Below are 20583 nucleotides of genomic sequence, written 5' to 3'. Positions count from 1 at the left end.
CCGTGGCATTGACGATTCTCGGCCTTTCCGGCGCCCTCAGCCATGATCCCTCCGCCGCGCTCTATATCGACGGCAAGCTGATCGCGGCCGCCGAAGAAGAGCGCTTCGTGCGCGACAAGCACGCGAAGAATCGCATGCCCTACGAGTCGGCCAAGTTCTGCCTGGAACAGGCCGGTATCAAGCCTTCCGACGTCGACGTCGTGGCCATTCCCTTCGCGCCCATCAGCCTGTTCGGCAAGGCCCGCTGGCACTACGCCAAGCGCTACTGGTATGCCCCGGATCGTGCGCTGGACGCCATCCTCATGGGCAACCGTCGCTACAAGCGCTATCGCAAGAAGATCGTCTGGTGCCTGGAGCAACTGGGTTTCGATGCCAAGAAGGTGAAGATCGAGCCGGTGGAGCACCACCTGGCCCACGCGTCCAGCGCCTACCACTGCTCAGGTTTCAAGGAAAAGACCGCGATCCTCGGCATCGACGGCAAGGGCGAGTACGCCACGACCTTCTTCGGTTGGGGCGAGAACGGCAAGATCCACAAGATCAAGGAGTTCTACGATCCGGACTCCCTCGGTGGCCTCTACGGCGCAATCACCGAGTACCTCGGTTTCGAGATGCTTGATGGCGAGTTCAAGGTCATGGGCATGGCGCCCTACGGTGACGCCGCCAAGTACGACTTCTCGCGTCTGGCCAAGTTCGAGAACGGCGAACTGATCATCAACACCGACTACGCCAACGTCATCGGCTTCCGCCGCTACAAGGAAAACGGCAAGGGTTTCTACTTCTCGCCCAAACTGATCGAGTGGCTGGGCCCGAAACGCCAGGGCGACATTGCTGACGACCCCTATATCCACTACGCCGCCAGCATGCAGGCACTGTTCGAGAAGCTGGCGCTGGAGATGATGGATTACTACCTTGGCGACATCATCCGCCAGACCGGCAAGATCGCATTCGCCGGCGGTTGCGCGCTGAACGTCAAACTGAACCAGAAGATCATCGCCCGTCCGGAAGTGAAGGAGTTGTTCGTCCAGCCCGCGTCCGGCGATGCCGGTACCTCGGTGGGCGCCGCTGCCTACGTCTCGGTCAAGCGCGGCGTACCGGTCGAGAAGATGGAACACGTTTACCTCGGCCCGGCGTTCAGCAACGAAGACGTCATTGCCGCCTGTGCCAGGCATCCGCAAAAACCGGTGTTCAAGCGCATCGAGAACACGCCGCAGCGCATCGCGAAGATCATGGTCGACGGCAACCCGGTAGCCTGGTTCCAGGGCCGCATGGAGTTCGGCCCGCGCGCCCTCGGCGGCCGTTCCATCATCGGTTGCCCGAGTGCGGTCGGCGTGGCCGACCGCATCAACGAGCAGATCAAGTTCCGCGAACGCTGGCGCCCCTTCTGCCCGTCGATGCTGGACACCGTTGCGCCGCAGATGCTCAAGGTCGATCACCCATCGCCCTTCATGACCTTCACCTTCGAAGTCAATGAAGAGTGGAAGACCCGCGTGGCCGAAGTGGTGCATGAGGACGGCACGTCCCGTGCCCAGGTCCTGGAGCGTCGCCACAATCCCCGCTGGTATGACCTGATGAAGGAACTGGAAGTCCTTACCGGAAACGGCGTGTCCCTGAATACCTCGCTCAACCGTCGCGGCGAGCCGATGATCTGCTCGCCCACCGATGCGCTGAACATGTTCTACGGCTCGGACCTGCAGTACCTGATCATGGAAGACATCCTCGTCGTCAAGGAAGGCAAGGACTGGTATGACAATGTCGGCTAAGCCGCTGCTTAGCGTCATCATCCCTACCTACAACTACGCGGGCGTGCTCCCGCGTGCCGTGGAATCGGTGCTGTCCCAAGCCACCCCGGAGGTCGAACTCTGGGTAGTGGACGACGGCTCCACCGATGACACCCCGGCAGTCTTCACCGCCCTGAGCCAGCGCTACGGTGCGGCCTTCCAGGGCGTTCGCCAGACCAATGCCGGTCCCTCAGCCGCACGCAACAACGGCGTGCAGCTGGCCCAGGGCAACTACGTCCTGTTGCTGGACGCCGATGACGAGCTGGCGCCCGATGTGCTGCCTGACCTCTGCGAGCGGCTACGCCAGCAGCCCGACGTCGGCCTCTGGCTGGCCGGCCATGTCGCAGTCCAGCCCGATGGCCGCGAACGCGGACATCCTGCCAGTAGCGTTCCCGGCGACGCTTTGCAGCGCCTGAAGGATTACCTGCTGGATAAGAAGATCGCCCTCAGCCATGGCGCCTGTGTGTTCCTTCGCGAGCTGCTGCTGGAGCGGCCTTATCCTGAACACTTGCGACACAGCGAGGACATCCCGGTGTTCGCCTACTGCCTGACCCAGCGTCAGGTAGAAGTCCTCGACCTGATGCTCGCGCGTATCCACAAGCACCCCGGCAGCCTGCGCCACAATGCCGAAGCAGCTCGCAAAGTGGGTCTTGCGCTGGTGGATGAAGTCTTTGCGAAGCTGCCGGCCAGCCTGCATTCGATCAAGCCCGCCTATCGTGCTCAACGCTGCCTGTCGCTGTTCCGCACCTGCCTGCTTGCGGGCGATCAGGAAAGCGCCCGCGAGTACTATCGCGAGGCAGTGCGAACGGACTGGCGGGTGATTTTCAAGTTGTCGTACAGCCGCAAGGCCCTGCGTCTTTGGCTGAAGCCCAAGAAGAACCCGGTATGAGCCAACGCCGCATCAAGGTTCTGCAATTGCAGAACTATTACAACGTCAATGCATCGGACCTTGCCGAGCAGATCATTCAGGCTCTGCCGACCGACCGTTACGAAGTCACCACCGCCTTCCTTCGTGGTCGTCCCGGTCCCGGCGAGCCGGTGAGCAAGGCTGAGCGTTCGATCTATTTTGGCTACAGCAAGTCGGCGGTCAGCGGTCTACGTCTGCGTGCGCTCTGGGCTTTGTATCGGCACTGCCGTGCAGAGGGTTATGACGCGGTGATCACCCACCGTTTCAAACCGGTGAACATGCTGATGCTGCTCAACCGCTGGCTACGGATTCGCGCTTGCATCGGCGTTGCTCATGGTTTCGGCGAGTACGACCGCCCCTTCCGTTGCTGGGTAGCTCGCCAACTACTGACACCTGCCTGGCGTCTGGTGGGCGTGTCCCGCGCGGTGCGCGATTATCTGATCGGTGCTGGTGCGGGGTTCACCACGGTCAATACCCGGCAGATCAACAACGCTATCGATATCGCTCGTGCAGAAGGTTTGCAACATTCCCGCGACAAGGCGCGCGAGATGCTGGGGCTGCCGCCGGATGACTTCGTATTCGGCGCTATTGGCCGCCTGGTGCCGGTAAAGGGGCATATCCACCTGCTGCGGGCTTTTGCCGAGATCAAGAGTGAGTATCCCAATACCTTGCTGGCGATCATCGGCGACGGTCGGGCTCGCCCTGAACTTGAAGCTGCGATTGTCGAGTTTGGCCTGCAGGACCGGGCACTGTTGTTGGGCGCCAGGGACGACGCACTGCAGTACGTGCGTGCCTTCGACGCCTTTGTCATGCCTTCCCTGAGTGAAGGGTTGCCCCTGGCTCTGCTGGAAGGAATGAGCGGCCATCTACCGGTGATTGGCTCGGATATTCCCAGTCTCAAGCCAATCCTCGAGGATTGTGGCGGCCGTATTTTTCCCGTTGGCCAGCACGTCGTCCTGGCCGGACACTTGCGCGAAGTGCTGGGGCTGTCCGCTGAAGCACGCGCAGCGGAAGGCGCGCGTGCCTACGAGTACCTCTGCCGCGCCCATTCGATCGAGGATTTCCGCCGCCAGTACCGCGAGTTGTTGGTGGAACTGCTGGAAGGAACACGCAATGAGTGATTCGAAGGATCTGCCACTGGTCAGCGTGATCATTTCCTCCTACAACCACGCTGATTACATCGAGGCCAGCATCGAGAGCGTTCTCGCCCAAACCTATCCGCGTGTGGAGTTGCTGGTGGTGGATGATGGCTCTCGTGACGACAGCGTCGCGCGTATCCTTCGACTGCAAGAAGTCCATGGCTTCGATTTCGTCGCGCAGGAGAACAAGGGGCTGTCGCGCACGCTGAACGAAACCATCGCCCGTTCAAGGGGTAGCCTGATTGCGCCTTTCGGTTCCGACGACATCATGCTTCCCGAGCGCCTTGCCATTCAGGTCGCGTACATGGACGGCAAGCCTGAGGTTGGGATCTGCGCGGGCAACATCGAACACATCGACGGGCAGGGACACGCGCTCGCCAAGCGCGACCGCGCGCGGCCGTTCCGTCGCCTGGATTTCGACGATGTCTTCACGTCGTCCAAGGAGGGGGCGCCGGCGCCCACCTTGCTGTTCCGGCGTGAGGCGCTTGAGGCCGTGGGTGGGTTCGACCCAAGCATTCGTCTGGAGGATCTGCTCGTGGAATTGAACATCACGCGCGCGGGCTACTTCATCGATGTACTGCCGGACGTGCTGGCCAAGTACCGTATGCATGGTGCCAACACGTACAAGAACCGGCGATTCATGATCGAGACGGTCATGCAGACCTACGCCAGGTTCGCAGATCATCCTGCCTACCCGGAAGTCTGCGCGCGTTTCATCAACTCGATGCTGCTCAAGTGTGCGCGCGACGACAAGGCGCTGGCTCGCGACCTGCTCCGCCAGCTCCCGTTGCGCTACTGGAACGGCAAAACCTTCAGAGCCCTGGCGCGGTTGATGCTTGGCTAGGGCTGGATGCGGGAAAGGTCGCGGCTGAAGCGTGCGGCCGCAGTCTTCCCGCAGCTGCTGGAATAGCCCCTGATCCAGGCTGTGCGGTGCAGTTGCAGCAGCCAGTTGCTGTCTTCCTGGTAGCGCAGGATGTGTTGAAGGTTGCGGCGGCGCTTCCAGGGCGCCAGCGGACGGTTCTCGATTTTCATATCCGACAGGTCGATCAGGCCAAGCCCACCGTCCGGAAGCTTCAGCACATTGCCCAGGTGCAGCGAGCGGAAGTAGATACCCAGTTGGTGGAGCTGGCCGAGAAAGGTGCCGAACTGCTCCACGTCGCTTTCCCTTGTCGAATCGTCGAGCCTTCTCCAGCGGTTTCTCAGGGTGTCCCCCGGCAAGGGGCAATACTGCACAGCGTTGAGTTTTCGGCTGGGAATCAGCATCAACTCTTCGATCACCGGTGCGGCGATGCCGAGTTGCCGCAAGCGCTCTGCATTGCGGGCGAAACGACGCGCAGGCGGGGACCAGAGGGCGGACGAAAGCAGGCGTTTGCGCCTGTAGAGCTTCAGGAAATCGCCATTCGAGAGGCGCGCCACTTTCAAGCCCAGACCGTCCTCTTCGATGGTCTGGGCTCCAATCAGCAGGGAATCGAGTTGGGCCTCGCTCAGGATCTTCATCGTTTATCCAGTGCGCGTTGGCTGATGGATAGGGCGGCCACCAACGAAAGTGGGATCCAGATCAGGAACCAGCTTTCATTGGGGCGTGAGAGGAAACTGCTGCCTTCGGTCAGGCCAGCGCCGATCCCGTAAATGAGCATGGCTGAAGCAATCTGGAAGCCAGGTTGTTTGCGTTGGCTGAAACAGCGCCAGAGGCCGAAGCCGTACATCAGCAACCAGAGCAGCAACCCTACCAGGCCCAGCTCCAGCATCACCGCGAGTTCGACATTGTGCGGGTCGCGCATGGTGGTGCCGAGCCCCTCCGCCTGGAAGGTAAAGCTGCTGTCATAGCCGGTGCCAATCCAAAGGTGCTGCCCCACTTGGTGAAGTGCGTCAGTCCAGAGTTGTGGTCGGAACGAAACACCGCGCTGCAGCAGCAATTCTGGAAACGCGAGGAAACTGGCGCCGACGATAACGATGCCGGCGGCAACCAGATAAGCCGCCCGGCGCGGCACCATGATCAGCATCCAGATACTCATCAGGCCCAGTGCCATTAGTGGCGTGCGGGAACCGGTTGCCATCAGGGCGGCAAGTATTGGCAGGCAGAAGAGGATCGGGAGCCAGTCCTGGCGCACATCCCGGGCCAGCCACACCGCGATCCAGTAGGCGCAGAACATGCCGAACACGTGCGAGGTCAGCAGGGGATTGCGAAGCGCTCCTGCACCTACCAGGCGCCAGTCCGGCGGCGGCTCCATGAAATAGAGGAGCAGATTGACGAGCGCTGCCACCGTAGCGAGCACCGCGCCTGCTCTAAACACCCTCAGGAAGAGTTCCCGGTCCTCGAGGATAATCAATGCACTGCTGGCAAAGAGCATGAATACGTAAAGCGGACGTTTGGCCAGCCCTTCGGGATCGTTGTCCGTTCCGGACCAGGTCAGGCTGATCAGAAGCCAGGCGGAAAAGGCGAGGAAGGCTAGCAACAGTGGCTCGCGAACCAACACACCGAGCCTGCGCGGATTTTGTATCAACGCCAGCAGTGCAGGGAACGCAACCAAGGCATAGAAAACCTTGGTGTAGAGGCTGCCATTGGATAGCCAGAACAGCCCAGTCAGCAGTGCCAGGTATCCCAGGACCAGCCAGCGGCGCACGACGAAGTGGGAAATGGAAGGTGCTACTAACCAGGACAGGAGGGGGATGGGATGCACTGTACGAACCGGTAGGACGTTGCAAAAGGCCGGCATTTTAGCACCCACGGGGAGGGGCCGGCTCCTCTGTGATAAGCTTTGCAACCTTTCGACAACGTCGACGCGTGAACGCATGTCCGATCAGCACCCCGAATCCGCCCGACCCTCCAGCCTCAAGATCTATCTCCGCCTGCTGGGTTACGTCCGCCCTTACATCGGGATGTTCCTGGTCAGCATCATCGGCTACATCATCTTCGCCTCCACCCAGCCGATGCTGGCCGGCATCCTCAAGTACTTCGTGGATGGCTTGAGTAATCCCGATGCCGTCCTGTTCCCCAATGTTCCCTACCTGCAGGACCTTAAGCTGCTTCAAGCGGTACCGCTGCTGATCATCCTGATCGCCGCCTGGCAGGGATTGGGGTCGTACCTGGGCAACTACTTCCTGGCCAAGGTCTCCCTGGGTCTCGTTCATGATCTGCGTCTGGCGCTGTTCAATAGTTTGCTGGCCCTGCCGAATCGCTATTTCGACAACCACAACTCCGGGCACCTGATCTCGCGCATCACCTTCAACGTGACCATGGTCACCGGTGCTGCCACCGATGCGATCAAGGTTGTCATCCGTGAAGGCCTGACCGTGGTTTTCCTGTTTGGCTATCTGTTGTGGATGAACTGGAAACTGACCTTGGTGATGGTCGCCATCCTGCCCCTGATCGCCCTGATGGTGAGCAGCGCCAGCAAGAAATTCCGCAAGCAGAGCAAGAAGATCCAGGTGGCCATGGGCGATGTCACCCATGTGGCCTCCGAAACCATCCAGGGCTATCGGGTGGTGCGCAGCTTTGGCGGTGAGCCTTACGAGTCCGGCCGCTTCAGGGCTGCCAGCGAGGACAACACCCGCAAGCAACTGCGGATGACCAAGACCTCGGCCGTCTATACCCCGATGCTGCAACTGGTGATCTACACCGCCATGGCCGCCCTGATGTTCCTCGTGCTTTTTCTGCGCGGCGATGCCAGCGCGGGTGATCTGGTGGCCTACATCACGGCTGCTGGTCTGTTGCCGAAGCCTATCCGCCAGCTCTCCGAAGTCAGCTCCACTGTGCAGCGTGGCGTCGCCGGTGCGGAAAGCATCTTCGAGCAACTGGACGAGGAGTCCGAGGTGGATCATGGCACCGTCGAGCGTGATCATGTCGGTGGCCGCCTGGAAGTGCGCAATCTCAGCTTCCAGTACCCCGGAACCGAAAAGCCCGTGCTGCAGGACATCAGCTTCGAGGCCGAACCGGGCCAGATGGTCGCCTTGGTGGGGCGCTCCGGTAGTGGCAAGTCCACCCTGGCCAACCTGATCCCGCGTTTCTACCACCATGAACACGGACAAATCCTGCTGGATGGCGTCGACATCGAGGACTATCGCCTGCGCAACCTGCGTCGCCACATCGCCCTGGTGACCCAGCAGGTGACGCTGTTCAACGACTCGGTAGCCAACAACATCGCTTACGGCGATCTCGCCGGCGCGCCGCGCGAGGATGTCGAGCGTGCGGCCGAAGCGGCCTATGCCAAGGAGTTCGTCGACAGGCTGCCGCAGGGCTTCGATACCGAGGTGGGCGAGAACGGTGTGCTGTTGTCCGGCGGGCAGCGCCAGCGGCTGGCCATTGCCCGGGCGTTGTTGAAGAATGCCCCAGTGCTGGTGCTCGACGAAGCCACGTCGGCCCTCGATACCGAGTCAGAACGGCATATCCAGGCGGCGTTGGATCGTGTGATGGATGGCCGCACCACCCTGGTCATCGCCCATCGTCTTTCGACCATCGAGAAGGCGGACCTGATTCTGGTCATGGATCAGGGGCGAATCGTCGAGCGCGGCACCCATGCTGAGTTGCTGGCGATGAACGGTTACTACGCCCGGCTGCATGCCAACCAGTTCGCAGACGAGGCTCAGTCGGAGGCGGGCTGAGCGGCATCGACTCCATCGCTAATCAAGGAAGGGCCGGGTCTTCACTCGGCAAGGCAAGGTTTTGCTCAATAGATTCAGACTGTACCGGGAGCATGGATGGGAGTCGGTCGATGCCGGTTCCTACCGTAGCGTCTGGGAGCGTTTCGGCGGCAGCGTCATCACTCACCCGCAGGTCGTTGAGCGCTTGTCCGCGCTGGCGGTCATTCCCGTGCGTTACCTCGGGTACCGTGAAGGTGGCGAGCTCCAGGCTGCCATTCCTACCTGGGGGCGGAGTCTGGCGCTTTCCCGGCAGGTGCTGAAGCGCAAGGGAATGCGCAACCTGTTCGACTTGGGTAACGCCGAGGTCATACTGCCGGTCGCACCAGGTGCGGGAATCGCGCTTCGTCACGAAGGCGCCTATCTCTCCGAACTCAATCTGTCCGGTTTCCGCAGCCTGCGTCCGCAGAAAACGCAGTTGGCCATGGCTCGCGCCCCCGAAGCCTGGTCGAAGAAGTTCCGCTACAACCAGCGCCGCGAGCTGCGCCTTTTCGAGGAGGCGGGTGGCGAAGTGAGGCCAGTGGCGGGCTTCGCGCCTGCAGAGCTGGCCGCGATCTATACCGAGCTGTTCGAACGACGCTGGGGTTTCGAAGTCCCGGGCAAAGGTAATCTCGCTGAGGTCTTCAGGCTGTTGCATGAGTACCTCAGTGGCTCGTTGCTGCTGCTCGATGGCGCACCGGTTGCCGTTCAGGTGCTGTACAGGGCCGAGTCGCCAGACTGGATCAGTTACGAGTACATCAACGGCGGCGTTGATCCTCGTGCGCACCATCTCAGTCCAGGTAGCGTTCTCAGCTTCATCAATACCCAGGCCGCCTGGGAGGATGCCCGGGCCAGGGGCAAGATGCTCCGCTACTCGTTCGGTCGAGCCGACCGCGAATACAAGGATCGTTGGTGCGACAGGGTTGCCGCATTTCGGGTGTAAGTGAATGGAAACACGCAAACAGCAACTGCTGCGTCGGCATCGCCGCGGCAAGCGTCTCTTCATGGTCGCAGCCCTGCTGGTCCTGGCGGCGCTCGATTGGTTCGGCAACTGGAACAGCCTCCCGGTGCTGTTGGTCCTGGCCTGGATCGCCCATGAGGCCTGGTTCGCCGACCATCTCTTCTATTCACCGCGGGAAGACTATCGCTACGATTTTCCGGGCTTTTCAGCTGGCGTCGAAGGCGTTATCCACAAGCGCGAACTGCAGCTGGACCCTGGCCGACTGCCAGCCAGCGCCGACACGCTGATCCTTGCTGTCGAACTTCGCAGCACCTGGCTGGGGCGCTGGCTGGATCCCCACGTCCTGATTCAGGACGGCCAGTCCGTGGATCGTCAGGACTTCGAACGTGGTGCGCGGGGCCTTCGCTATCTCAATCTGTCCGGCCTGTTGCCAGCCCTGCGCGAGGGACGTTTGCGCCTGCAGGGGCGATTCTGTCGCCTGGGTCCTGAGGTCAGGTTGCATGCCTTCGACAATCCGGACTACGCCTCGCGGCGCGTGATGATCATCGCGCCCCACGCCGACGATGCCGAATTGGCGGCCTTCGGCCTTTACAGTCGCTGCGCCGAGGTCAGTATCGTGACCCTTACCCAGGGTGAAATCGAGGCGCAGAACTACCGCAGGCTGGGGCTCGACAAGGCTGCAGCGGCGCGTTTGAAAGGGCGTCTGCGCAGCTGGAGTAGCCTGGCGGTGCCGCTCTGGGGTGGCGTACCGGCCAGTCGCTGTGTGCAATTGGGGTACTACTGCATGCAGCTGGCGGCCATGGCAGCCGAGCCGAACAAGCCTTTCGCGTCTCGGGAGTCCGGCGAAGCGGATATCCGCAGCGTGCGACGCTTCAATCCCCTGGGACTGCCAGGCGATCTGGACGGTGTGCCGACCTGGAACAACCTGGTAGGCGATCTGGCCGCCCTGCTCAAGCGATTCCGTCCCGAGGTAGTGGTCCTGCCGCATCCAGAGTTGGACCCGCACCCCGACCACATTCAGGCCAGCCGTGCCCTGGCCGAGGCGGTCGAGTGCAGCGGCTGGCAACCCAGTGTTCAGCTCTTGTACGCCAACCATCTCTACGACAACGACCGCTGGCCCATGGGGCCCGCGGGCAGCGGCGTCAGCCTGCCGCCACGGCAGGAGCCGTTGCCGGCCGATGGGTTATGGAGTCCCCGGCTCGGGGCTTCTACGCGAATGGACAAGGCCCAGGCGCTGGCCATGCAGCACGATTTGCAGGCGCCCCTGCCGTTCAAAAAGCGCTTGCGTCGTGTCATCCAGTGGCTGCTGGCGGGCCGACGCTGGCCCGAGGTCGGCCAAGACGATTTCTTCCGCAAGGCAGTGCGCCGCCACGAGCTATTCTGGGTGCGCCCGACGTCCGATCGAGAGCCTCGGGGCAACTGAGCTGCTATGGTATGATCCGCGCCGTTTTTGACGTCCGGAGACCCCATGAAGCTGTCCATGCCCCGATTCGATCAGGCCCCCGTTCTGGTGGTGGGCGACGTCATGCTTGACCGTTACTGGCATGGCGGCACTTCGCGCATTTCGCCCGAGGCACCGGTGCCCGTGGTCAAGGTGGATCAGATCGAGGACCGTCCCGGCGGCGCCGCCAACGTTGCGCTGAACATCGCCGCCCTGGGTGCTCCGGCCATGCTGGTGGGTATTACTGGCGTCGACGAAGCAGCCGACAGCCTTACCGACAGCCTCAACGCCGCTGGCGTCGATGTGCACTTCCAGCGTCTCAACCAGCAGCCGACCATCGTCAAGCTGCGGGTCATGAGCCGTCACCAGCAGTTGCTGCGCATGGACTTCGAAGAAGCCTTCCAGACCGACGCCGAGGCCCTGGCCGCGGAAGTCGAGCGCCTGCTGCCCGAAGCCAAGGTGCTGGTGCTGTCGGACTACGGCAAGGGCGCGCTGAAGAATCACCAGGTGCTGATACAGGCTGCTCGTCGTCGCGGTGTGCCGGTGCTGGCCGACCCCAAAGGCAAGGACTTCAGCATCTATCGCGGCGCCAGCCTGATCACCCCGAACCTCAACGAGTTCGAAGCCATCGTCGGTCGCTGCGCCGATGAGGCCGAACTGGTTGCCAAAGGGGCAGCGCTGATGCATGAGTTGGACCTGGGCGCCCTGCTGGTCACGCGTGGCGAGCATGGCATGACTTTGCTGCGCCCCGACCACTCTCCGCTGCACCTGCCGGCCCGCGCCCGCGAAGTGTTCGATGTCACGGGCGCCGGCGACACGGTGATTTCCACCCTGGCTGCTGCGCTGTCCGCTGGTGAAGAGCTGCCTCAGGCCGTAGCCCTGGCCAACCTTGCCGCCGGTATTGTTGTCGGCAAGCTGGGTACGGCAGCTATCAGCGCGCCGGAACTGCGTCGCGCCGTGCAGCGCGAGCAGGGTTCCGAGCGCGGTGTGCTGAGTCTGGATCAACTGCTGCTGGCCATCGAGGATGCCCGCGCCCATGGTGAGACGATCGTCTTCACCAACGGCTGCTTCGACATTCTTCACGCCGGCCATGTGACCTACCTGGAACAGGCCCGCGCCCAAGGCGATCGCCTGGTACTGGCGGTCAACGATGACGCTTCGGTCAGTCGCCTCAAAGGGCCGGGCCGTCCGATCAACAGCGTCGAGCGCCGCATGGCCGTTCTGGCCGGTCTCGGTGCGGTGGATTGGGTCGTGAGCTTCCCCGAAGATACCCCCGAGCGGCTACTGAGCCAGGTCAAGCCCGATGTGCTGGTCAAGGGCGGCGACTATGGCATTGACCAAGTGGTCGGCGCCGATATCGTCCGCGCTTACGGCGGTGAAGTAAGGGTGCTTGGCCTGGTGGAGAACAGCTCCACTACGGCGATCGTCGAAAAAATCCGCAGCAAGTAGTCCTTCCCCACTGGCAGCATTGCCAGTCGTTGGTGTCGGCCCGGTCATAGGCGTCCGGGTCGATGCCACCCATCATCCCGGCATCCTCATCCTGCATGGAGTGCGATGCCGATGTCCCCCAACGCACAGGGCCGTGCCCTGGCCTTGCTCAATCGTGTGGCCCAGGCCCATTGGCCTGATCGTCTCAAGCTGCGCAAGGCATTCGAGAAGCTTCTCTACGGCGGTACCCGCGCCGGCTTCATGCTCGCCGCGCGGCATGCACGCAAGGCCCCACGCCTGGCCAGTTCGGGTGAATTGTTCGACCTCTCCTTGTCCGACGAGCAGCGGATGCTGGTAGAGATGCTGGAAGCCTTTGCCCTGGAAACCTTGCGCCCAGCCGCTCACGGCGCAGACTCGCGCGGCACGGTGCCGGCCGACCTGCTCAACCAGGCCCGCGCGCTCGGACTGGCCCACTACGGAGTGGGCGAGAGCCTGGGCGGCCTGGCCGGAGAGCGCACTGTCCTTACCAACGCGTTGATGGCCGAAGCCTTGAGCAGGGGCGATCTGAGTCTGGCCGCCGCGATCCTGGCGCCGCTTTCGGCGGCCAACTGTATCCGTCGCTGGGCATCGCCTGAACAGCAAGCCGCCTGGCTGCCGGCCTTCATCGGAGAACAGTCAGCGCCACGCGTGGCCATCGCGGTAAGTGAGCCCGCGGTGCTGTTCGATCCTCACAAGCTGGCCACCCGCGCGCGGAACAGGGGGAAACACTATGTGCTCAGTGGAGAGAAGTGCCTGGTGCTCGACGGGCTGGATGCCAGTCGCCTGATCGTTGCCGCTGAAACGGGCCGCGGCGTGGCGCTTTTTTTAGTCGAGACCGGCAGCAAGGGGCTGGAGCTGCGCCCGGAACCGGCCATGGGCCTCAAGGCCTGTGGTACGGCGAGAGTCCGCCTGAAGGGAGTGAAGGTTCCGGCCGGGAATAGGCTGGCTGCAATCGATTTCGACTACCGGCGATTTCTCGATCTCGGCCACCTGGCCTGGTGCGCCCTGGCCCTGGGGACCGCCCAGGCCGCCCTGGACTATGTGATTGACTACTGCAATGAGCGGACGGCCTTTGGCGAGCCCATCAGCCACCGCCAGGGCGTGGCGTTCATGGTCGCGGACATCGCCATCGAACTGGAGGCCATGCGCCTGATGGTCTGGCGTGCCTGCGCCCTGGCCGACCGGGGGGAGGCGTTCCAGCGCGAGGCCTATCTGGCACGGCTGCTCTGCGCCGAAAAGGCCATGAAGATCGGCACCGACGTCGTGCAATTGCTCGGTGGCCATGGTTTCACCCAGGAGCACCCGGCCGAGCGCTGGTACCGCGACCTGCGCGCCGTTGCCTTGATGAGTGGCGGCCTGCACCTGTGAGGATGGCAGCATGAATCTGGAACTCCCGAAGAAATTCCGTGCACTGAGCAACCAGGCCCATCAGGTTGCAGCCGAGTACTTTCGGCCTCTATCGCGCAAGTATGACAAGGCTGAACATGCCTATCCCCGCGAGCTGGACCTGCTGTCAGCGCTGCTGGACGGCATGAACGCCGGTTCTCCGGAGTCCGTGGGCGCGGGTTCTGCGAGCAAGCGTGGCGTCGGTGCGGAAGAGGGTGTGCGCAATGGCGGCAACCTTTCCGCGCTGGTCGGCGTGATGGAGCTCTGTTGGGGCGATGTCGGCCTGCTCCTGGCCATGCCACGCCAAGGCCTGGGCAATGCTGCAATAGCCGCCGTGGCCAACGCGGAGCAGCTCGAGCGTTTCCGCGACACCTGGGCGGCCATGGCGATCACCGAACCTGGTTGCGGCTCGGACTCGGCGGCGATCCGCACCACGGCGGTGAAGGATGGCGACCATTACGTGCTCAATGGCGAGAAGATCTTCGTCACCTCGGGCGAGCGTGCCGACGCGGTCGTCGTCTGGGCGACCCTGGACCGCAACCTGGGGCGTGCGGCGATCAAGTCCTTCGTGGTGGAGAAGGGGACTCCCGGCATGAGCGTTACGCGCCTGGAGAAAAAGCTCGGTATCAAGGCCTCGGACACCGCTTCGATCAGTTTCAACGATTGCCGGGTGCCGGCAGCGAACCTGTTGGGCAATGCCGAGATCGATGTGCAGAAGGGCTTTGCCGGGGTGATGGAAACCTTCGACAACACCCGCCCGCTGGTGGCAGGGATGGCCGTGGGGGTCGCCAAGGCTGCCCTGGACCGGGCGCGCGAGCTGCTGACCGGAGCCGGCTGCCGGTTCGACTACCGCACGCCATTGCTTGCCGCCAGCCACGCTGAAGCGACGCTCTACCGCCTGGAGGCCGAGTGGGAGGCCACACGTCTGCTGACCTTGAAGGCCGCCTGGATGGCCGACAACCGGCTACCTAACACCAAGGAAGCCTCGATCGCCAAGGCGAAAGCCGGGCGCGTGGCCAACGACATCACCCTCAAGTGCGTGGAGCTGGCCGGTGCCCTGGGCTACGGCGAAGACGAACTGCTGGAGAAGTGGGCGCGGGATTCGAAGATCCTCGACATCTTCGAAGGTACCCAGCAGATCCAACTGCTGATCGTGGCGAGACGATTGCTGGGCAAGAGTTCGAGCGAGCTGAAGTAACAACGGCCCCGACGGGATATGGCTTCAGCGACGATGGGGCGGCTTGGGCGCCCCATCGTTCAGCAGGCGACCCTCTTTCCCAACGGTTGGGCCGTCCCCACCCGCGCCAGCCAGTCCCGCCAGCGCACACGTTCTTCGTGCACCAGCCAGCCATCCTGCTCCGCGAAGCTCTCCGAGAGCCAGACTCCACGGGTGCTGGCGGCCTTGAACTCGCCGTTGCGCAGGGTCAGCAGCTCGCCCGTGGGCAGGCCCTGGCGCAGCGGCAGCAGGTAGATATCGGGTCGACGTCGCTCCAGGCTGGCCACCAGTTGGCCGCCCTGCAGCACCTCGTCGACATGGAAGAGGCTGATCTGGTGGCTTTCCCGCGGCAGGTCCAGGCGCAGGTCGTAGACCAGTTGCAGGGATGCGGTAGGCAGGTGGACATAGGCTTCGGGACGTTCCAGCAGGGTCAGCTTGCCGTTGCGCACGGGGCGTGCAGCCCCGGACAGGGGGCTGAGGCGAAAGTGGTTGGCCTCGCGGTATCGCAGGTGCCGCTGATAGGGCGTGGGCAGCCAGGTATCGGCGAAGCGACCGGCGAGCCAGCCTTCCGGCGTCTCGATCAGGCATTCCTCGGCGACTTCCTGAATGGCGGTGAGCAGCGGCAGGTTCAACTCGTGGGCCGGGACGTAGCCGGAAATCAGCTTGAGAACGGTGTCGCCGCGGTCCTGTCGGCGCTGGCGCACCAGCAGCCAGTAATCGCGACCTTGCAGGTTCAGGGTCAGCCGCACCGAAACGCCGAGGTTCGCCAGTTCCACCGCGAAGCGCCGGCTGTCGTTGACCTGCACCGGGCGGCGGCGCTCCAGCATCTGGGTGAAGTTCAGCGGGCGACCCAGGCTTTGGTAGTTCAGGGCGTCGGCACTGGCTTCGACATGCAACGGGAGGGTCTTGAACGCGCTGGGGTCCTTGCGGGCGAGGATTCGCGGCATGTCGGCTCCTTCAGGGTAGGGGTCGGCTAGCAACGACCCCCAATGACGTTGGCGGCCGTCGCGACATTATGGGACAGATGCAGCGGGTTGATGGTCCCGATTATCGCGCTGGTCACCCCGGGATGACCGAAGATCAGTTCGAAGCTGGCGCGCACCGGGTCAATGCCTGCGCCGAGGCAGGCGTGGCCGCTGGCCAGGCCCTTCTTGATCAGGATGCCCTTGTTCTGTTGCACCGCGAAGTCGATCACCGGCTTCTCGCCCCGCTCGTTGAGGTTGTAGGTGACCATGGCGCAATCACCCTGTTCCAGGGCCAGCAGGCCACCCTCAACGGTCTTGCCGGACAGTCCAAAGGCACGAATCTTTCCGGCTTGCTTGAGTTCGGCGAGGGTCTCGTAGACGCCGCTGTCACGCAGGATGGCCAGGTCGTTACCGTCAGAGTGCACCAGAAGCAGGTCGATGAAATCGGTTTCCAGGCGCTTCAGGCTGCGTTCGACGGAGAAACGCGTGTGTTCGGGGCTGAAGTCGAATCGCGAGACGCCGCCCTCGAACTCCTCGCCCACCTTGCTGACGATCACCCATTGCTGGCGCTGACCGCGCAGCAACGGACCCAGGCGCTCCTCGCTTCGACCGTAGGCCGGCGCGGTGTCGATCAGGTTGATGCCGAGGTCGCGGGCCAGGGCCAGCAGTCGAAGGGCTTCGGTATCGTCGGGGATGGTGAAACCGTTGGGGTACTTCACGCCCTGGTCCCGCCCCAGCTTGACGGTGCCCAGGCCGAGTGGGGAGACCACCAGGCCAGTGTTGCCCAGCGGGCGGTGGAAAGTGTGCAGACCGTTCATCCCAGCAGCTCCTCCCAGGCCGGTTGCGCCACGGGCGGGCGAGGCAGGGGGGGCAGCGCGTGGTGTGCGGCCGGGCGCAGGCCGTCGCGCTCGAAGGCAGCCAGCACGCGGTCGGCGAAGTCCGGCGCCAGGGCCAGTTTGGTCGGCCAGCCCACCAGCAAGTGGCGGTGTTCGCTGAGGAAGGCGTTGTCTGGGCGCACCAGGCCGCTTTGGGCCGGCTCGGCGCGATCCACTCGCAAGGTGGCCCACTGCGCAGCCGACAGGTCGACCCAGGGCAGTAACTGGCGCAGCTCCTGTTCGGCGACGGCAATCTGCTCCGCTTCGTTGCGGGCGACGCCCTCGGCCTCGGCCAGGTCGCCGCCCAGGTACCAGACCCACTGGCCGTCGGCGGCCGGGTGACTGGTGACGGTAATGCGTGGCTTGGGCCCGCCGCCCAGGCAGTGGGCGTAGAGCGGTTTCAGGCTGGGCGCCTTGACCATCACCATATGCAGCGGGCGGCGCTGCATGGTCGGTTGGCTCAGGCCCAGGGCCTCGAGCAGTGCCTGGTTGCCGGCGCCGGCACTGAGGACGATGCGTTGTGCGCGGACTTCACGGCCGTCGATGCGCAATCCGACCAGCTGCCCGTCGTCGTTCAAGGGCTCGAACTCGTGGGCGGCCAGCAGGCTGTCGCCAGCAAGGTCGGCCAGGCGCGTGATTAGGCTGGGGACATCCAGTACCAGTTCGGCGAGGCGGTAGACCTTGCCCTTGAACTTTGGGTGCTGCAGTGCCGGTGGCAGGTCGCTGCCCTTGACCTGGTCGACGCGACCGCGCACCGCCTTGCTGGCGAAGAAGCTGGTGAGGTTGCCGGCGAGGGTGCCGGGCGACCAGAGGTAGTGGGCATCGGAGAGCAGGCGTACGCCGCTGAGGTCCAGTTCGCCGTTACCAGCCAGGGCTTCGCGCCAGCGCCGCGGCATGTCGGCGATGGCTTCGGAGGCACCGGTCAGGGCACCGTGCAGGGCGTACTTGGCGCCACCGTGGATGATCCCCTGGGACTTCACGCTCTGTCCGCCGCCGAGGCTGGCGTTTTCCACCAACAGGGTGGCGAAGCCTTGCTTGCGCAGACGGGCGTTGAGCCAGAGGCCGGCGATGCCGCCGCCCAGGATGAGCACATCGGTGGAAAGGGATTCGGCCATGGGTCGCAGGCGCCTCGAAAAAAACAGGGGCGCAGTATAGCGCCCCTGTCGTTCCGCCGATGAGCAACTGGTTTCAGTGGCCGGTGCTGTTCGAGAAGAGCTGGATCACCACGACGCCGGAGACGATCAGCCCCATGCCGAGCACGGCGGGGACGTCCAGCTTCTGCTGGTAGAGCACCAGGGCGGCGACACTGACCAGCACGATGCCAAGTCCGGCCCAGATGGCGTACGCGATACCCACGGGGATGCTGCGCACCACCAGGGTCAGCATCCAGAAGGCGATGGCGTAGCCACCGATCACCAGAATCAGCGGCAGGGGTTTGTTGAAGCCGTCGATGGCTTTCATCGAGGTGGTGGCGATCACTTCGGCGGCAATGGCGATAGCAAGGTAGATGTAGCCGGTCATGGTCGGGCCTCCTGTGTAATGGCGCGAATTCTAAGACTTCCTCTGATGGGATAAAGTGATTACCTATCTGTATTGGAGATAGGTTTTTCGCCATGCAATGGAGTCTGGAGCAGATTCGCCTGTTCGTCGGCGTCGCCGAAGGCCAGTCCTTTTCCGCCGCCGCGCGCCAGCTTCGGCGTGCACAGTCAGCCGTGAGCAGCGGTATCGCGCTGCTGGAGGAAGACCTGGGCGTGTTGCTGTTCGAGCGCAGCAGTGGCCGCCAGCCACGTTTGACAGCGGCTGGCCGTGCGCTGCTGGAGGAGGCTCGGGAAGTGCTGCGCCAGTGCCAGCGCCTGGATGCACGGGCCCTGGGGCTGTCCGGGGGGGAAGAAGCCCGACTGAGGTTGGCCCAGGATGAGGCCATGCCCTATCAGCCGGTCCTGGCCAGCCTTGAGGCTCTGGGGACGGCCTTTCCCATGCTGGAAGTGCAGCTGGCCAGCAGCGCCCAAGGTGACGTGGCGCGCAAGCTGCTGGAGCGCCGTGCCGACCTCGGCCTGCTGTTCCACCATGAGCAGATGCCCGACGCACTGGAACGCCAGCGGCTGGGCACCATTGAAATGGTTACGGTTTGCGGCGCCGGCCACATCCTGGCAGCGCAAGGCCATGCGGAGCGGCGCGAGCTGGTGCGACACCGGCAGATCCTGATGGCACCTCAGGACAGCCACTATACGGGCGGGGAGCAACTCGGCCCGCAGGTCTGGCGCGCCGATAGCTTCTATGTCATGGCGGAGTTGGTAATGCGGGGGTTGGGGTGGGCGTGGTTACCGCGTCATGTGGCGCAGTACCCGGCCTATCAGGGGCAATTGGTGGAGCTGCGCAGTGACTGGACGCCTCCCTCGCTGGTGGTGGAACTGGTCTGTCGTCGTGATACGGCCCTGGGGCCGGCGGCGCTCTGGCTGGCCGATAGCCTGGCAGAGCATCTGCAGGCTATGGGCTAGTGCGATCAGCGGCGAGTCACGCTAAGCTCCGCGCCCATGAATCGCACCCTCTATACCCTGTTGTTTCATCTCGGTCTGCCGCTGGTGGCCCTGCGCCTGGCCTGGCGTGCCTGGCGTGCGCCCGCTTACGCACGGCGCATCGGCGAGCGCTTCGCCTTCGGCCTGCCGGCGATCAAGCCGGGGGGTATCTGGGTCCATGCGGTGTCGGTGGGCGAAAGCATCGCCGCTGCGCCCATGGTCCGTGCCCTGCTGGAGCGCCACCCGGACCTGCCCATCACAATCACTTGCATGACCCCCACCGGTTCCGAGCGCATCCGTGCCCTGTTCGGTGACCGGGTGCAACATTGCTATCTGCCTTATGACCTGCCTTGGGCAGCGGCGCGCTTCCTTGATCGGGTGCGGCCGAAGCTGGCGGTGATCATGGAAACCGAACTCTGGCCCAACCACATTCACCAGTGCGCCTGCCGTGGCGTTCCGGTGGTGCTGGCCAACGCGCGGCTTTCCGAGCGTTCGGCGCGCGGCTATGCACGCTTTGGCAAATTGACCGCGCCCATGCTGGCTGAGCTGAGCTGGATCGCAGTGCAGACTGAGGCTGAAGCCGCGCGCTTCCGTGCCCTGGGCGCGCGCGCTGAGTGCGTGGGCGTCACAGGTTCGATCAAATACGACCTGCGCATTGACCCGGCGCTGTTGCAACGTGCCGGCGCGCTTCGCAGCCAGTGGGGCGCCGAAGCCCGGCCAGTGTGGATCGCCGCCAGTACCCACGCGGGGGAGGATGAGGTCGTTCTCGCCGCCCACAAGACACTGTTGACGCAGCGTCCTGATGCCCTGTTGATCCTGGTGCCACGTCATCCGGAGCGTTTCGGTCCGGTGTTCGAACTATGCCGTCGCGAAGGTCTGGCGACCGTTCGCCGCTCCAGCGGCGCTTTGGTGGCGCAAACCGATTCAGTGCTGGTTGGCGACACCATGGGCGAACTGCTGTTCCTCTACGCGCTGGCGGACATCGCCTTCGTCGGTGGCAGCCTGGTGCCCAATGGTGGCCACAACCTGCTGGAGCCGGCGGCGCTGAGCAAGCCGGTTCTCAGCGGCCCGCACCTGTTCAATTTCCTCGAAATCGCCGCGCAGCTGCGTGACGCCGGGGCACTGGTCGAGGTGGCTGATGCCGATCAACTGGCGGTGCAGGTGGGGACGCTCTGGATCGATACCGGCCGTGCCGAGGCCATGCGTGAAGCGGGGCTGGCTGTGCTCAAGACCAACCAGGGCGCGCTGGAGCGGTTGTTGGGCGGGATTGCGCGGTTGCTGTGACACCGTAGGGCTTGAAGGGCAGACCTTCGGC

At 63.7% G+C, this 20583-nt stretch carries 18 protein-coding genes; 12 read left to right on the top strand and 6 right to left on the bottom strand.

What is annotated here, in order from left to right; translation table 11 throughout:
- The first annotated feature begins 2 nt into the window (after nt 1-2).
- The 4 genes from E8F20_RS17960 to E8F20_RS17945 are packed head-to-tail and all read left to right on the top strand — an operon-like array spanning nt 3 to nt 4668.
- Nucleotides 3-1760 carry a carbamoyltransferase gene (locus E8F20_RS17960; RefSeq protein ID WP_280284934.1) on the top strand — a complete coding sequence of 586 codons (1758 nt, stop codon included), beginning with the start codon at nt 3-5 and terminating at the stop codon, nt 1758-1760.
- Nucleotides 1744-2667, top strand: coding sequence for a glycosyltransferase family 2 protein (locus E8F20_RS17955; RefSeq protein WP_280284933.1), 924 nt, complete (start codon nt 1744-1746; stop codon nt 2665-2667). The genes E8F20_RS17960 and E8F20_RS17955 overlap by 17 nt, the downstream gene beginning before the upstream one ends.
- Nucleotides 2664-3806 (top strand): glycosyltransferase, encoded by a 1143-nt coding sequence (locus E8F20_RS17950; RefSeq protein WP_280284932.1) that lies wholly within the window; start codon nt 2664-2666, stop codon nt 3804-3806. Before E8F20_RS17955 ends, E8F20_RS17950 begins: the two co-directional genes overlap by 4 nt.
- Nucleotides 3799-4668, top strand: coding sequence for a glycosyltransferase (locus E8F20_RS17945; RefSeq protein ID WP_280284931.1), 870 nt, complete (start codon nt 3799-3801; stop codon nt 4666-4668). Before E8F20_RS17950 ends, E8F20_RS17945 begins: the two co-directional genes overlap by 8 nt.
- Here E8F20_RS17945 and E8F20_RS17940 read toward each other — a convergent pair.
- Both E8F20_RS17940 and E8F20_RS17935 read right to left on the bottom strand, forming a co-directional pair.
- Entirely contained in the window at nt 4665-5321 is a 657-nt protein-coding gene (locus E8F20_RS17940; RefSeq protein ID WP_280284930.1) for a polymerase, read from the bottom strand. The genes E8F20_RS17945 and E8F20_RS17940 overlap by 4 nt on opposite strands.
- Entirely contained in the window at nt 5318-6505 is a 1188-nt protein-coding gene (locus E8F20_RS17935) for an O-antigen ligase family protein (RefSeq protein WP_280284929.1), read from the bottom strand. The genes E8F20_RS17940 and E8F20_RS17935 overlap by 4 nt, the downstream gene beginning before the upstream one ends.
- 112 nt (nt 6506-6617) lie before the next feature.
- Between E8F20_RS17935 and msbA the strand changes: the two genes are divergently transcribed.
- The 6 genes from msbA (at nt 6618) to E8F20_RS17905 (ending at nt 14894) form a co-directional block, all read left to right on the top strand.
- Nucleotides 6618-8426: a lipid A export permease/ATP-binding protein MsbA gene (gene msbA / locus E8F20_RS17930; protein ID WP_280284928.1), complete on the top strand. Its 1809-nt coding sequence runs from the start codon at nt 6618-6620 to the stop codon at nt 8424-8426.
- Nucleotides 8427-8487: 61 nt separating this feature from the next.
- A complete protein-coding gene (locus E8F20_RS17925; protein WP_280284927.1) occupies nt 8488-9384 on the top strand; it encodes a GNAT family N-acetyltransferase in 897 nt (298 codons plus the stop codon).
- Nucleotides 9385-9388: 4 nt separating this feature from the next.
- Nucleotides 9389-10825, top strand: a complete 1437-nt coding sequence (locus tag E8F20_RS17920) for a PIG-L family deacetylase (protein ID WP_280284926.1) — start codon at nt 9389-9391, stop codon at nt 10823-10825.
- Nucleotides 10826-10870: 45 nt separating this feature from the next.
- On the top strand, nt 10871-12292 hold the full coding sequence (gene hldE, locus E8F20_RS17915) for a bifunctional D-glycero-beta-D-manno-heptose-7-phosphate kinase/D-glycero-beta-D-manno-heptose 1-phosphate adenylyltransferase HldE (RefSeq protein ID WP_280284925.1): 1422 nt from the start codon (nt 10871-10873) through the stop codon (nt 12290-12292).
- A gap of 105 nt (nt 12293-12397) precedes the next feature.
- Nucleotides 12398-13678 (top strand): acyl-CoA dehydrogenase family protein, encoded by a 1281-nt coding sequence (locus tag E8F20_RS17910; protein WP_280284924.1) that lies wholly within the window; start codon nt 12398-12400, stop codon nt 13676-13678.
- A 10-nt stretch (nt 13679-13688) separates the two neighbouring features.
- Entirely contained in the window at nt 13689-14894 is a 1206-nt protein-coding gene (locus tag E8F20_RS17905) for an acyl-CoA dehydrogenase family protein (RefSeq protein WP_280284923.1), read from the top strand.
- Nucleotides 14895-14953: 59 nt separating this feature from the next.
- On the opposite strand, the gene E8F20_RS17900 is transcribed toward E8F20_RS17905, so the two are convergent.
- From E8F20_RS17900 to E8F20_RS17885, 4 genes are all read right to left on the bottom strand, one after another.
- Nucleotides 14954-15859 (bottom strand): metal ABC transporter ATPase, encoded by a 906-nt coding sequence (locus tag E8F20_RS17900; RefSeq protein WP_280284922.1) that lies wholly within the window; start codon nt 15857-15859, stop codon nt 14954-14956.
- A 26-nt stretch (nt 15860-15885) separates the two neighbouring features.
- Nucleotides 15886-16695 carry an aldo/keto reductase gene (locus E8F20_RS17895; protein WP_280284921.1) on the bottom strand — a complete coding sequence of 270 codons (810 nt, stop codon included), beginning with the start codon at nt 16693-16695 and terminating at the stop codon, nt 15886-15888.
- Nucleotides 16692-17867 (bottom strand): FAD-dependent oxidoreductase, encoded by a 1176-nt coding sequence (locus tag E8F20_RS17890; protein WP_280284920.1) that lies wholly within the window; start codon nt 17865-17867, stop codon nt 16692-16694. The genes E8F20_RS17895 and E8F20_RS17890 overlap by 4 nt, the downstream gene beginning before the upstream one ends.
- Before the next feature lie 73 nt (nt 17868-17940).
- Nucleotides 17941-18273: an SMR family transporter gene (locus E8F20_RS17885; protein WP_028630617.1), complete on the bottom strand. Its 333-nt coding sequence runs from the start codon at nt 18271-18273 to the stop codon at nt 17941-17943.
- Between the two features lie 92 nt (nt 18274-18365).
- Between E8F20_RS17885 and E8F20_RS17880 the strand changes: the two genes are divergently transcribed.
- Both E8F20_RS17880 and waaA read left to right on the top strand, forming a co-directional pair.
- A complete protein-coding gene (locus E8F20_RS17880; RefSeq protein WP_280284919.1) occupies nt 18366-19250 on the top strand; it encodes a LysR family transcriptional regulator in 885 nt (294 codons plus the stop codon).
- 36 nt (nt 19251-19286) lie between these two features.
- Complete coding sequence (gene waaA / locus E8F20_RS17875; protein ID WP_280284918.1) at nt 19287-20552, top strand: lipid IV(A) 3-deoxy-D-manno-octulosonic acid transferase; 1266 nt, start codon at nt 19287-19289, stop codon at nt 20550-20552.
- Nucleotides 20553-20583: the final 31 nt, after the last annotated feature.

Source organism: Pseudomonas sp. BN415 (genome assembly GCF_029871195.1).
GTDB classification, from domain to species: domain Bacteria; phylum Pseudomonadota; class Gammaproteobacteria; order Pseudomonadales; family Pseudomonadaceae; genus Metapseudomonas; species Metapseudomonas resinovorans.
The sequence above is the reverse complement of the archived record's forward strand: the minus strand, read 5'-3'. Positions and strand labels throughout refer to the sequence as shown.